General features: G+C 51.5%; 13 protein-coding genes. 9 read left to right on the top strand and 4 right to left on the bottom strand.

Annotation, left to right across the window (positions count from 1 at the left end):
* Positions 1-4 precede the first annotated feature (4 nt).
* From AC2YIT_RS24135 to AC2YIT_RS24125, 3 genes are all read right to left on the bottom strand, one after another.
* The gene (locus AC2YIT_RS24135) at positions 5-685 is read right to left on the bottom strand and encodes a hypothetical protein (RefSeq protein WP_430843743.1); all 681 of its coding nucleotides are present in this window, start codon (positions 683-685) and stop codon (positions 5-7) included.
* A gap of 131 nt (positions 686-816) precedes the next feature.
* On the bottom strand, positions 817-2,823 hold the full coding sequence (gene glgB / locus AC2YIT_RS24130; RefSeq protein ID WP_487280856.1) for a 1,4-alpha-glucan branching protein GlgB: 2,007 nt from the start codon (positions 2,821-2,823) through the stop codon (positions 817-819).
* Between the two features lie 127 nt (positions 2,824-2,950).
* Positions 2,951-4,159 carry a dipeptidase gene (locus AC2YIT_RS24125; RefSeq protein ID WP_487280855.1) on the bottom strand — a complete coding sequence of 403 codons (1,209 nt, stop codon included), beginning with the start codon at positions 4,157-4,159 and terminating at the stop codon, positions 2,951-2,953.
* Between the two features lie 264 nt (positions 4,160-4,423).
* On the opposite strand from AC2YIT_RS24125, the gene budA reads away from it, so the two are divergent.
* The 8 genes from budA (at position 4,424) to AC2YIT_RS24085 (ending at position 12,790) form a co-directional block, all read left to right on the top strand.
* Positions 4,424-5,203 carry an acetolactate decarboxylase gene (budA, locus tag AC2YIT_RS24120; protein ID WP_430843740.1) on the top strand — a complete coding sequence of 260 codons (780 nt, stop codon included), beginning with the start codon at positions 4,424-4,426 and terminating at the stop codon, positions 5,201-5,203.
* 77 nt (positions 5,204-5,280) lie between these two features.
* Positions 5,281-6,291 carry an alpha/beta hydrolase gene (locus tag AC2YIT_RS24115; protein WP_487280854.1) on the top strand — a complete coding sequence of 337 codons (1,011 nt, stop codon included), beginning with the start codon at positions 5,281-5,283 and terminating at the stop codon, positions 6,289-6,291.
* An 82-nt stretch (positions 6,292-6,373) separates the two neighbouring features.
* Entirely contained in the window at positions 6,374-7,051 is a 678-nt protein-coding gene (locus AC2YIT_RS24110; protein ID WP_430843738.1) for a response regulator transcription factor, read from the top strand.
* Positions 7,048-8,301 carry a sensor histidine kinase gene (locus AC2YIT_RS24105; RefSeq protein ID WP_430843737.1) on the top strand — a complete coding sequence of 418 codons (1,254 nt, stop codon included), beginning with the start codon at positions 7,048-7,050 and terminating at the stop codon, positions 8,299-8,301. The genes AC2YIT_RS24110 and AC2YIT_RS24105 overlap by 4 nt, the downstream gene beginning before the upstream one ends.
* Before the next feature lie 169 nt (positions 8,302-8,470).
* The gene (locus tag AC2YIT_RS24100; RefSeq protein WP_487280853.1) at positions 8,471-9,991 is read left to right on the top strand and encodes a Do family serine endopeptidase; all 1,521 of its coding nucleotides are present in this window, start codon (positions 8,471-8,473) and stop codon (positions 9,989-9,991) included.
* A 69-nt stretch (positions 9,992-10,060) separates the two neighbouring features.
* Positions 10,061-10,624: a DUF4136 domain-containing protein gene (locus AC2YIT_RS24095; RefSeq protein ID WP_430843735.1), complete on the top strand. Its 564-nt coding sequence runs from the start codon at positions 10,061-10,063 to the stop codon at positions 10,622-10,624.
* The gene (locus tag AC2YIT_RS24090) at positions 10,621-11,949 is read left to right on the top strand and encodes a hypothetical protein (protein ID WP_487280852.1); all 1,329 of its coding nucleotides are present in this window, start codon (positions 10,621-10,623) and stop codon (positions 11,947-11,949) included. Before AC2YIT_RS24095 ends, AC2YIT_RS24090 begins: the two co-directional genes overlap by 4 nt.
* Before the next feature lie 199 nt (positions 11,950-12,148).
* Positions 12,149-12,790: an HAD family hydrolase gene (locus AC2YIT_RS24085; RefSeq protein WP_487280851.1), complete on the top strand. Its 642-nt coding sequence runs from the start codon at positions 12,149-12,151 to the stop codon at positions 12,788-12,790.
* Here the strand turns inward: AC2YIT_RS24085 and AC2YIT_RS24080 are convergent, their stop codons facing one another.
* A complete protein-coding gene (locus AC2YIT_RS24080; protein ID WP_487280850.1) occupies positions 12,791-13,291 on the bottom strand; it encodes a DinB family protein in 501 nt (166 codons plus the stop codon). It lies immediately after the preceding gene.
* An 87-nt stretch (positions 13,292-13,378) separates the two neighbouring features.
* Here AC2YIT_RS24080 and ybiA point away from each other — a divergent pair, with 87 nt between their 5' ends.
* Positions 13,379-13,933: a riboflavin biosynthesis intermediates N-glycosidase gene (ybiA, locus tag AC2YIT_RS24075; RefSeq protein ID WP_487280849.1), complete on the top strand. Its 555-nt coding sequence runs from the start codon at positions 13,379-13,381 to the stop codon at positions 13,931-13,933.
* The last annotated feature ends 55 nt before the right edge of the window (positions 13,934-13,988 follow it).

The following is a 13,988-nucleotide window of genomic DNA, read 5'->3' as shown; positions in this document are numbered from 1 at the left end:
AATATTAGTTGTATAAAGGGAACGATAACGCCACGTAAGGCACACCGTAAGTGGTCGAATAGCGCGTCTGGCCGTTGATCAGCTTATCGGGCGATGCGTACGTGACGCGTCCATGCACGTAAGCTACTTTCACCCCGATCTGATCGGTGATCCAAAAGCGGACATATGCTTCCGACTGCCCGTTTTGTTTATCCATGAAAAGCGGGAGGGCATTCAGGGTAGCAGGAGCACTTTTAATGTAAGAGTTATAATGTGCACCGCCTTCTCCATAAAGGCCACCACCTTCGTACAATGCATTGCGTTTTAACCCGAATGCGATGCCAAAAAGATCCGTATTGGCCCCGATATCAAATTTCCACAACCTGAAATTGGCCCCAACCAGAAAGCTGGCGCCGTTGGCGGTGATTTTTCCGAACTTGAGCGTATCGGCATTGAGCGCGCTGGCCTTAGGCAGCATGTCTGTACGGCCGGCGTAATACCCCCAGCCCCGCACACCCCAGCCTATCCTGAACCAGGGAAAATTAGTCAGGCTCAATTCCTGATGGTAGGTAGCGGAAGGCACCCAAACCTTGTCCTGGTAGCCCAAGCCGACGTCGATGCCGGAGGTAACGCGGGATATATCCTGAGAAAAAGCTTCTGATAAACCTAAAAAAACAAAAAGTACTATGAATCGAATGCTTTTCATTTGATCGTGATGTTTTGAACGGCAAAGGTAAAAAAATAAGGCAGAGACCCCAGCCTCTGCCTCAAGATCATCTACGAATTAAGTAAACGGTAGACACAGATTCGCGACTTTACCGTTGCTCCTCTGTCCAACTATTTCCGCTTTTTGGGCTCCTTCCTAAGTACGACCGCGCCCAACGGAGGGAGATCGAGGATCAGCGAATGAGCTTTCCCATGCCATTGGTGGCTCTCCGCGGTCACAGATTCGTAATTAATGATTCCGCTGCCGCCGAACTGCGCTGCATCCGAGTTGAATATCTCCTGCCAGCTTCCGTCCGAAGCCACGCCTACGCGGTAACCTTTCCGCGGGACCGGCGTCAGGTTCAGCGCGATGATCAGGTTACGCGTTGGGTCGGTCGATTTGCGGGCATAAACGAGTACGGAATTTTCGCGGTCCTGGGTATCGATCCACTCGAAGCCGTCGTGCGAGAATGAATAGTCGAACAATGCCGGCTCCTCTTTGTACAGCTTATTAAGCGCTATCACGCATTCCCGGATGCCTTTATGCGGTGCGTATTCCAACAAATGCCAGTCGAGACTTTGCTGGAAGTTCCATTCGGACGTCTGCCCGAATTCGCCGCCCATAAACATCAGCTTCGTGCCCGGGTGCGTGTACATATACGTGAACATCAGGCGCAGGTTCGCGAACCGCTGCCATTCGTCACCCGGCATTTTGTTAACGAGTGATTTCTTCCCGTAAACCACCTCATCATGCGAGAATGGCAGCATGAAATTCTCGGAAAATGCGTACACCAGGCTGAACGTAAGCTGGTCCTGGTGCCATTTGCGGAACGCAGGGTCTTTCTCGAAATACTTCAGGGTATCGTTCATCCAGCCCATCATCCATTTCATCCCAAAGCCCAGCCCGCCTACGAACACAGGGCGGGATACGCCCGGGAACGCGGTCGACTCCTCGGCGATAGTCTGAATATCCGGAAACTCGGTGTAAACGGCCACGTTCATTTCCCGCAGTAATGAGATCGCTTCCAGGTTCTCGCGGCCACCGAATTCGTTGGGAATCCATTCGCCGTGCTTACGGGAGTAATCGAGGTAGAGCATCGATGCCACCGCATCCACGCGCAAGCCGTCGGAATGGTAACGGTCGAGCCAGAAAATGGCATTACTGATCAAAAATGACCTTACTTCGTTTCTTCCGTAGTTGAAAATATAGCTTTTCCAGTCGGGATGGTAACCTTTCCGCGGATCTTCATGCTCGTATAATGCCGTGCCGTCGAACCGGAAAAGCCCGTGGGCATCGCCCGGGAAGTGTGAAGGCACCCAGTCCATATACACGCCAATGCCCGCCTGGTGCAACTGGTCGATGAGGAACATCAGTTCCTGCGGTGTGCCCATCCGTGATGAGCACGAGAAATAGCCGGTGATCTGGTATCCCCACGACGGTGCGTAGGGGTGCTCCATAACCGGCATCAGCTCCACATGGGTGAAGCCCATTTCCTTCACGTAAGGCACGAGGCTTGCTGCGATTTCCTTGTAGGTCAAATGCCTTTCGGGATTGGACGGGTCGCGCTGCCAGGAGCCCAAATGCACTTCATACACCGAAATAGGTGCATTCAGCTTGTTTTTCTCCTTGCGGACCTTCATCCATTCGGCGTCATTCCATTCGTACCAGGTATCCCATACAATGGAAGCCGTGCGCGGTGCTACTTCGCACCAGAGCGCAAACGGGTCCGACTTTTCGAGGTGCTGTCCGTTCTGCGAGATAATGTAGTATTTGTAAACTTCTCCTACCCCGACGTTCGGAATCCAGCCCTCCCAGATACCGGAGCTATCCCAGCGCGGTGCCAGCGAATGGCTGCCGTGGTTCCAGCCGTTGAAATTTCCGATTACCGACAGGTAGGTCGCATTGGGCGCCCACACTGCGAAATACGTCCCTACCACCCCATTGACCTCCATCACATGCGAACCCAGCTTCTCGTAAAGCTTGTAATGCTTACCCTGACGGAATAGGTGTATATCGAAGTCTGAAAAACGGCTAATGGTTTCCACCGCATTCACCGACTGGGCCGCCACAGGAGTGCCGGCATCCTCGGCAGGGTCGACGGTTGCGTTTGTTTTTTTCTTTCCGGTTGACTTAGCCATTTGTAATTCTTCAATTAATGTGTAATCTGTTCGAGGACGTAAGATTTACAATTTTATTAAACTATTTATTAAAATGTATATATTTTTTGTCCCATCTGTACCGCCAGGAGCGCCACTTGAAGGCAAATCAGATATTGCCTGCGGCCTTTTCTACCTGATCCAGAACGCGCATAATGTTGCCGCCCCATATTTTTTCGATATCCTTCGCCGAATAGCCTCTTTTGACCAGTTCCTCAGTGATCGCCCCGATCTGGCTCACGTCCTGTAAGCCGATCACCTCCCCGCCGCCGTCCATATCCATACCGATTCCCACGTGGTCCACGCTCGTGAGTTTGATCACGTGCTCTATATGGTTGACCGCATCCTGTACCGTGGGCATATCTGACTTATACTTCTCATTAATGGCCTTCATTTCGTCACGCAAAGCTTTCTTGTCGGCATCGGAGAGGTCGGTCTGGCGGATTTTGAGGCGTAATGCTTTCAGCGACATCTCGTGCGGCTCCGAGGGTTTCTTCACAAAACCGGGCACAAAATTGATCTGGATCACGCCACCATTTTTGGCAAGCGTTTTAATCATATCGTCGGTCATATTGCGCGGTACATCGCACAATGCGCGGCACGACGAATGCGAGGCGATCACCGGAGCCTTCGTCAGTTTGATCACATCGTAAAAACTGGAATCCGAAACGTGTGAAATATCAACCATAATGCCGAGGCGGTTCATTTCCTTCACCACCTGCTCTCCAAATGCGCTCAGTCCGTTGTATTCCGGGCCGTCGCCGTCGGTCGACGAGTCACAAATGTCGTTGTTCAGCGAATGCGAGAGTGTAATGTAGCGCAGGCCGAGGTCGTAGTAGAGTTTCAGGTTGGTCAGGTCCTTGCCTACCGGCCAGCCATTTTCCATACCAATAAAAACGGCGCGTTTGCCTTCTTTTTGAAGTCGATAGGCATCTTTGGAAGTGGTTGCGAGCCCGGCGGTTTGCGGATTGGCTTTTACTGCCTCGTGGATTTTGTCAAAAATTTCCAGTGCCTTTTTCTTGGCTTCGGCATTGGCTTCTTCGGTGCGCTTGCCCTGTCCGAGATACACGGCAAAAAACATCCCGTCCATCCCGCCCCGGATCATCCGCGGGAAATCGATTTGCGACCGGTCTTTTTCAAAATCATGCTCCACAGCCACGTCGAAGCCGGGTTTCATCATATTAATAGGTACGTCGGCGTGGGTGTCGATAGTCAATGCAGCGGCGTGGATCTTCTTGGCTTTGTCCGACATCACGGGTGGTGCGAGTTGCGCATGTGCGAGCGCGGGAACGAGTAGCAGGAGTAAAAACCTTTTCATTTTCAGGATTAATTGGTGATTGGTAAAGGAATATTAGCAGTTTTTAAATTGATCTTTTTTTCCCGCATTATCAACTTCCGCCCCGCTTTCCCTGCTATTCTCCAAAATATCCCCTGCCAGGTGCTATAAATGCCTTTGAATAGAATGTCGCAGCACGCGTTGCAAAGATTCGGCCGTATGCCGTCATTTGTAACCATTTCCAAACCCCTTCCATACATGGTTCGTCTTTCCCCATTCCATAAAAGTGTATTCAAATGCCTCCTAGTGGCCCTACTCCCGGGCATTTGGGGAAGTAATACCATCGCTCAACCGGCAAAAAAACGCCATAACGCGGCTTCCGACCAGGATTTTATGTACCAATATTCGATCATCGATGCACTTATGGCCGGCGTTTTTGACGGCGACCTGACGATCGGACAATTGAAAAAGAAAGGCGATTTCGGCGTCGGCACCTTCAACCGGGTCGATGGCGAGCTCCTGATTGACAAAGGGCACGTTTATAAAATCAGCTACGACGGCTCGGTGAAGGAAGTCCCCGATTCGGACAGCACTTCTGCCGCATTTGTCAAGTTTTTCAAAGCTGACACCGTGCTTCGGTTGAATGGCCCCGGACTTACTTATGAAAAGGTTCAGGAGCAAATCAAACATATCCTGAACCCCAACGGCATTTACGCATTGAGGATTTCGGCCACTTTCCCAACCATGACCACACGGGCCGAGAAGCCGGCCGTGAAGCCATATACCAGTTTACCGGAGCATTTGAAGCACAATCAGGTTGTATTTGAATTAAACAACACCAAAGGAATATGCGCCGGCTTCCTGCTGCCGCCCTACCTGGCCCGTACCAATGTGCCCGGGTTCCATTTGCATTATCTGGCGGATGATCGTAAATCGGGTGGGCACATCTTCAACTTTACGGCCGACGCAGTTACCATAGAAGTTGATGTGGCGAAGGGTTTCACGATCGAGAACAATACCAATGCGGAATTTGGCAAGGTAAACCTCCAACCCGACCGTGGGGCCGAACTGAAAAAGATCGAATAAGCCGGAGGAGTTGCCGTCTGTGACTTGCCGTCTGGCCCCTCAGCTTTTATATTTGCCCCTGATTAGTACGTATTTCCATGAAAAACAGCCTCCTGTCCGCACTTATCCTCACACTTTTCGCCAGCGCCGCCAACGCGCAGGTTACCTATTTCGCGGATTTGATAGGCAAAGGCTTCAAACAGGCGACGATCGTTCAACCGTCCGATTACGAAGGCAGCGTTACTTGCACGATTATCCGGAAAACCGCGCCGGAAAAAAGCACCAAAGCGGTACTTTACGTCCACGGTTTCAACGATTACTTCTTCCAGGAGGAAATGGCCGAGCGGTACATCAAAGAAGGTTTCAACTTTTATGCGATCGATCTGCGGAAATACGGGCGATCGTGGCTCAGTCATCAGAAGATCAACAACGTCCGCGACCTCTCCGAGTATTACGCCGACATAGACACTGCCCTGGCGGTCATTAAAGGGGAAGGCAACGAAAAAGTCCTTTTGAGCGGGCATTCGTTGGGAGGATTAACCATTTCCCTCTATGCCAGTGAGCGCGCGGGCAAGGAAAAATTCGATGCGGTGCTGCTCAACAGCCCGATGTTTGCATTAAATATCAAATCAGGGCTCAAAAAGACGGCATTGCCGCTACTCCTGAAAAGGGCTGAAAAACATCCGGAAACGAACTTTGACCTGGGCATTAACCCGCTTTACGGCGAAAGCCTGCACGTAACGGCTCATGGCGAATGGTCTTACAGCCTCGGCTTGAAACCATTTATCGCTCCTCCGGTCAACTTGGGCTGGATACGCGCCGTGCACAACGCACAGGAGCGGCTTGCACAGGGTATTACCATCAACAAACCGGTGCTGGTGCTGCATTCTGCCAAATCCATCGACGAGAAGAAGTGGAGCGATGCGTTTTTCACCGGCGACGCAGTGCTGAATGTGGAGGACGTGGCGCGCCAGGCCCAGAATATTGTGGGTCAATACAGCATTCAGGCGGTTCAGGGCGGTATGCACGACCTGATCCTTTCCAAACAGCCCGTCCGCGACGAAGTGTACTCCACGATTTTCAACTGGGCTAAAAGGACCGTGAAGTAGCCCCCGCATGGAATGCCCTGTTTGGAATACACTTCAGATTTCCTCCAAAATTGGTAGTTTCATTTGCACAAACGACAATGCTATGAAACTGCTGCTCATTGAAGACGAAAAAGCGCTGGCTACCAGCATACAGAACTATTTTCAGCGCGAAAACTTCATTTGCGAATGGGCGGCGGACTACCGCACGGCCGTAGAAAAGATCAATATCTACCGTTACGACTGCGTGCTGGTGGATCTGATGCTGCCCGACGGCGACGGCCTCGACGCCGTGCGGGAACTGAAACGGAGCTTCCCGGAAACAGGTATCATCATTATCTCAGCAAAAAACTCGCTCGACGACCGCATTACCGGCCTCAACCTCGGCTCGGACGATTACCTCACCAAACCTTTCCACCTTTCGGAACTTAACGCACGCGTACAAGCGGTCATCCGCAGGCGGAGCTTCCAAGGCAGCCAGCAGATCCGCTTCGGCAAGATCCAGATCGATCCGCAGGAGCATTTGGTATTGGTCGACCAGCAGGAAATCGTCTTGACCCGCAAAGAGTATGACCTGCTCGTGTACCTGATCGCCAACAAAAACCGCGTACTCACTAAAGAATCCATCGCCGAACACCTCTGGGGCGACGATGCGGATTTAATGGACAATTTTGACTTTATATACACACATATTAAAAATCTCAGGAAGAAGCTGATGGACAAAGGCTGCCCCGATTACCTGAAATCGATTTATGGCGTCGGCTATAAATTCAGCGAGCAATGAAACTGCTGGAACGCATTCTCAAATACCAGATCGTCACATCGCTGTGCGTACTGACGTTAGGTGCCGTATTGTTCTATTTTTCAGTAGATTACCTGATCGACCGGGAAGTAAACAAGGAGCTCATGCGCAGCAAGGCGAAGGTAAGCTGGCAGCTCCGGCATATCGACGAACTGCCGGTGTACATCCTGCAACTCGGTGACAGCCTGCAACTCGACCAGGTCCGGTACCCGGGTCAAATGGTGCTTGTTGAGCGAAAACTGTTCAACGAGGCTGAAAATGACTACGAGCCCTACCGGCAGCTCATCTTCTACGAACACGTCGAAGGCGCCTGGTACCGGGTGACTATCAGTAAGTTACTCGCACAGCGCCAGCAATTACTGGAAGCAGTAGTCATGACCGTTACATTCATTGTAGCTCTGTTGCTCATATCGCTTCTCCTGCTCAACAGCTGGCTTTCCCGCCGGTTATGGCAGCCGTTTTACAAGACATTGCGTGCATTGGATTCCTATAATCTTGAAAAACACGAGGTGCTTACTTTTCCCAAACAGCATACCGTCGAATTCGAGCAGTTGAACCAGTCGGTAACCCAGTTTACCGATCGCCTTGCCGCCACTTACCAGAACCTGAAAGAGTTTACCGAGAATGCCTCGCATGAAATACAGACGCCGCTGGCGGTGATATTGTCCAAGATCGAAGGATTGTTTCAGGACGAGAGCCTGAAAGAGTCGCAGCTCGTAGCGCTTTCCGAGATCAGCGAGGCCGCCAACCGGCTTGCGAAGCTGAACCAGGCATTATTATTGCTTACCAAAATCGAAAACCGGCAGTTCCTGGCCGGTACCGAGCCGATCAGCCTGGTTCCGATCATCAACCGGAAGCTCCGCGACCTGGAAGACCTGATCGAGCAGCGGGAGATTACCGTGAAGACGGCGATCGAGCCGACGGGGCCTGTGATGCACCCGGCATTGGCGGAAGTACTGGTCAATAATTTGCTGACCAATGCGATACGTTATAATGTAAATGGGGGAACGATTGATATTACGCTCAGCCCGGGGCGACTGGTTGTCCGCAACACCGGAGTGCCTATTCATATCGACCCCGAACTGATGTTCGAACGCTTCCGGAAAGAAGGCACGCATTCGGCCTCGCTGGGGCTGGGACTGGCACTGGCCAAGACGATCTGCCAGGTGAACGGGCAGACGCTTACTTACGAAACAGAAGGCCCGTGGCATATTCTCACGGTGACCTGGTGACGATACTCAAAGTTTTTCATGGCTAGTAGTGAATAAAGGGAGGGTTTCTGACCCTCCTTTTTTTATGTATTTCAAAAAAATGTTCAACTACAAATTGTCTTCAGAATTCACACAGAATTGCAACAGGATCGCTACTGAAATTTGAATACACTTAATCAATTTAATAGCGATGACAACAACACGGAACTTCAGAAAAATTACAGCAGTAGCCATTGCATCCGCATTGCTGGGCGGAACCTCCTACGCTACCTACGAACATTTTGGCAAACCAGATACGATTTCAACCTGGGTCAACGACGCGACCCCGTTCGTCAAAGCCCGGTTGGATGCCAAGTCCGGTGCTACGGCCAACGGCCCTGCCGCCATGATTCCCGCCGACTTTTCATTTGCCTCCAAAAAGGCCACCGCGGCAGTGGTACACATCAAATCGACACTCAAACCGGAACGGACGGTGAGCCAGATGCAAATCCCGGAGGAGTTCAGGGATTTTTTCGGCGGCCGCAACCCCTTCGGCCAGCAAGCCCCAGAGGGTAAAATGGAGAAACCGCAGGCTACCGGCTCGGGCGTGATCATCAATCCTGATGGCTATATTGTCACCAACAACCACGTGATCCAGGGCGCCGAAACGCTGGAAGTAACCCTCGCCGACAAACATACCTACAAAGCCAAAGTCATCGGCAGTGACCCGAACACCGACATCGCGCTGATCAAGATCGATGCGAAGAATTTGCCCGCATTATCGTTCGGCAACTCCGAAAATGTGGAGGTCGGCCAATGGGTGCTTGCCGTAGGTAATCCATACAACCTCACATCGACCGTTACCGCGGGCATTGTGAGCGCCAAAGGACGCAGCATTAACATCCTTGGCGAGAATGCAAAGGCTCCTATCGAGTCGTTCATCCAGACCGACGCGGCTGTAAACCCGGGCAACTCCGGTGGTGCGTTGGTAGATTTGAATGGTAACCTCATCGGCATCAACACCGCCATTGCCAGCCAGACAGGCTCGTTTGCAGGCTATTCGTTCGCCGTCCCTTCGAGCATTGCGCACAAAGTGGTGGAAGATATTTCCAAATTCGGTTCCGTGCAGCGCGGATACCTCGGCGTGGGGATCAGCGAAGTGGATGCAGCGAAAGTCAAATCATTCGACCTGAAAGTGGATGAAGGTGTGCGCGTCGAGAATTTCGCCGATGAAAGCGCTGCAAAAGAAGCCGGCATCAAAATCGGTGATGTGATTACCAAAATCGACGGCCACGATATTACCAGCGTACCGCAATTGCAGGAAGCCATCGCCCAGCATAAACCATCCGACAAAGTAACCGTGAATGTGAATCGCGATGGCGTCGACAAAGTGGTTTCCGTGACATTGAAAGGCATTTCAGAACCTTCCGTAGCAGACCGATCCTCGTCGGCGGTAATGGAGCAACTGGGTATCGAGCTGAAAGACCTGACCAATCAACAGAAAAAAGAATACGGAATCGGCGCGGGTGCGCAGGTAACGGCGATCAACGCCGGCAAAATTCGTCAGAATACCGATATGGAGGAGGGTTTTGTGATTACCAGGATTGATAAAACACCGGTTGCCAATGCCCGTGAAGCCGTGAAAATGCTCCAAGGCAAAAAAGGCGGAGTGATGATCGAAGGGCTTTATCCCGGCAACGATGAAACCCAATATTTCGCAATTGGATTGTAGTACCCCAGGCTTTCCGGGGTTATCTCCCGGAGCCAGCCCCTGGAAAGCCTTTTAAAATGACCCATTAAAATGAAAAAGAACCTGATTTTGTTGGGAATGCTGACTGTGCTGGGCAGTGTGGTGCTCGCGCAAAGTCCCCAACTGCCAACTTCCGGCAAGGCATTGACTTATAACTGGATTGTCCCCGACATGAAAACCAACCAGAATCCCATGTACGCCAGTTCGCTTGCACGTCACCGCATTCAGAGTGCCTTCGACAAGGCACTGGAAAGCCGGGGACTCACACGCAACACCCAGCACCCCGACCTGCTCCTGCAATTCCACACGTACACGCAACGCGTACGCAGGAATTATTATGGTGGCTATCCGTTCGGAGCTTATCCGATGATGGGCTGGGGCCGGTTTGGCTGGGGATATCCCTACTACGGAGGTTTTGGCGGCTACGGATACGGCGGCTACCCCTATTCGACCACCAGCACCGACGGTACGCTCATACTCGATGTGGTGGATACCAAAACCGGGGATATTATCTGGCAAAAAGCGATTTCCGGTGACGTGAGCAATCCGAACCGGCTTGAAAAACAAATCAATAAGGGTGTTAAGAAGTTAATGAAAAGCTTCCCTGTGTCATGAAAACGCTTCAATATTTCGCCGCTATTCTGCTCTCCGCCGCCAGCCTGACAGGCTACGGCCAGGATGATCAAATGGCTAGCAATGCGCAACAAAACATTGCCACTGACCAAAGTCTGCTCAAAGCCATCGCACCTTACAATGACGCCGTCCGCAATGACATTCTCATAGCTGCCCAATACCCCGACGTGCTCGGCAAACTGGCCGGGATACGCGAGAGAAGCAGCTCAGGCTTTCAGCAAATCATTCAAAACTACGCTCAAAAGAAACAAGCCTGGTTTTATGAAGTCAGCCGGTACCCCGAGTTGATGCATAAACTTGCGACACTTCCGCGTAAAACTTCCCACGAAGCGGTCGACGGAATGGTAGCCAATGTGGATCCTTCTTCTGAATTGAAAGAAGCCGCCTGGAAGTTGTACAACAATCACCATAGCGACCTGGTGGCAGTCGACAACCTCAACGAGGAGGCCAGCTCTTCCTTCCAGGGCATGATCGCCCTGCTGGATCCCGATGTGCAGCAGGCATTCAAAACCCTGGAAGAGATGCCGGACGTATTGTCCCTGCTGAACGACCACTCCGACCTCGTAATACGGCTCGGCGAACGTTTCAAAGACAATCCGGCCGCTGTACGCAACGACCTTGCGGATATTCACGATCAGATTGAAGCGCAAAACAAGCAAGAACTCGCTGCTTATCAGGATGAGCTGAAACAAAATCCGCAGGCCATGCAGGAGCTCAGCCAGGCTTCGCAAGAATATGCGGCCCAGGGCGGTTACAGCTACCCTGCCCCAACCGGCGATAAAGTGGTGAACTATGGCAGCCCTTATTCTTACTGGTTTGGTTATCCTTACTGGTATGGCTCGCCGATGTGGTACCCTGGCTTGTACGGCTATGGTTCCGGCTTCTACTTTGGCCTGGGTGGTTATCCAATGGTTTACGCAATGCCTTCCCTCGGCTTTTCGAGATGGTTCTTCAGCGGTGCCTACCGGTATTATCCGCACCTGTACCGCCAGTACGACCATTATTATCACACCATTGCCCCCAGGAATTATATGTATTCGCCAAGAACGGCATTTATCGGTTCGGCAGCGAGACACTTTAATCCTTCGGTCGGCTCACGTTCCTACCTGTTCGACAGAAGCCAGTCATTCCGTACCGCACCGCGCTCGGTCAATGCCCAAGGGTACCGGTCGATGCCACGCAGTAACACATTCAGCGCTCCTTCCCGGCCATACGGATCATTTGGGGGTAGAAGTTTTAATGGCGGCGGTGGTGGATTTAGCCGCGGGGGATTTAGTGGTGGGGGTTTCCGTGGGAGAAGACGGTAAATAATAATGCTGGTTTGAAGGTCTCACCTTCAAACACACTATTCGCAGGCTTCCACCCGGTCGGTACCGCAATGATGTACTGACCGGCCGGAGGCCTGCGAATAGTTGGCACGAACGTAGACGTTCGCGCCATTCGGCGTTTACATGATTATAACTAACTTAGTGGCCATCCTTTTTACCAATATACACAACAATTATCATGCAGATCAGCGATCTCAAAATCCTCTTTTTCGACATTGGCGGCGTCCTTTTAAGTAATGGGTGGGGCCACGAATCCCGTCTTCTGGCGGCGGAGAAATTCGGCCTCAATTATAAGGAGATGGATCAGCTCCATAATTTCATTTTCAATGTCTATGAAATCGGGAGCGTGAATCTCGATCAGTATCTGGACACGGTGATCTTCAACCACCCACGCGACTTCGTCCGGGAGGATTTCAAGGAATTCATGTATTCGCAGTCGATAGAGCTTCCTGGCATGCTCGCGTGGCTCAAAGAGTGGAAAAAGGATTGCGGTTTCCGCATCATTTCCATCAACAACGAAGGGAAAGAGCTGAACGACTACCGCATTCAAAAGTTCAAACTGCACACCTGCTTCGATGCTTTTATCTCTTCCTGCGAAGTAAAAATGCGCAAACCAGATCCACGGATATTCGAGCTTGCTATGGGCATCGCGCAGGCAACACCCAGCCAGTGCGTGTATTTCGACGACCGCATTATGTTTGCCAACATGGCTAAAACCCTAGGCCTGCGTGCGTACCAGCACACGAGTTTCGAATCCACGAAGGAAATACTCGAAGAACTGAAAAAGGAGCAGTTCGACCGCTTCGGTCCTCCGCGCTGATCAGAATGTACGGTCGTCGGCAGAAGGCCCGTAAATCGAGGGAACGGGAATTTCGTTCAGTCGCATGTACACGGTGAGCTGACCCCGGTGATGCACCCAGTGATTGATCGTCGAGCCGACGCCCTCGCGTTTGGGCTGGGTAAACAATACCTGGCCCTGCCGTTTCAAATAGAACGGAGCATCCAGGTCGTCGTCGGTAATGCCCGCCAGCGATTTTTGGGCACCTTTGAAAACTTCCTCATAATGGTCAAGCAATTCCTCGCTGGCAGAGAACTCGAAGCGTTTGTAAGTCGCAAAATCAACTTCGCCCTGCTCCACCATAAAAGTGATCCAAAGGGGAATTTCGGCTACCAGAAGAGCGAGGTAGCCCATCTCCATGGAGGTAGGATGCGGTTTATAGCCAAATAATGCCACCGGAAACCTTTCCAGGCATTTGCGGGTCGAAGTATACTCAGCTTCCAGCTCTTTGATGTAAGCATCTACTAAGGTCCTGTTGCTCATGGTATTGTTCGTTTTTTTGAACAAACCCTAAAAAACAATGCCGATAAGAAATCAGACAAAAATCTCTTCTACCAGCTATATTGTAAAATGAAGTATGACCTCCACTGGCTGCTGCACCAATACGAAACGCAACCCAAGATGAAATTTCTCCATTTCTGGGGACATCAGCCGGCCCGTAGCGGCCAGGTTACCCAATCATGCCTGAGCCAATGGTGGCAATCGGCTTTCGTGGTTGGTGGTGTGACCTATCCAACGGCTGAACACTGGATGATGGCTGAAAAAGCGCGTCTGTTTGAAAACGACGCATTGAGGGAACGGATCATTGCCAGTTCCTCACCCGGTGAAGCAAAAGCCCTGGGTCGGATGGTTGAGAATTTTGATGAAAAGATCTGGCAAGCAAATCGCCAACTGATTGTCGTGGAAGGCAGTATTCAAAAATTCTCACAAAATCCCGAGCTTGGCTCCTACCTTATAAATACATCCGACAGGATCCTGGTGGAAGCCAGCCCAGTTGATCCCGTTTGGGGAATTGGGCTCTCCGCTGACGACCCTCGCGCACATGATCCCGCGCGGTGGGAGGGACTCAATCTGCTCGGCTTTTCATTGATGGAAACGCGGGATCTTCTTCTTGCGAAACGCTAGGAGACGTACGTTAGCATTCGTTGGACCAGATACGGCGGATCAATAAATAAAACCT

Source organism: Dyadobacter sp. SRI_021 (genome assembly GCF_057586235.1).
This window is presented reverse-complemented; position numbering and strand designations above follow the sequence as displayed.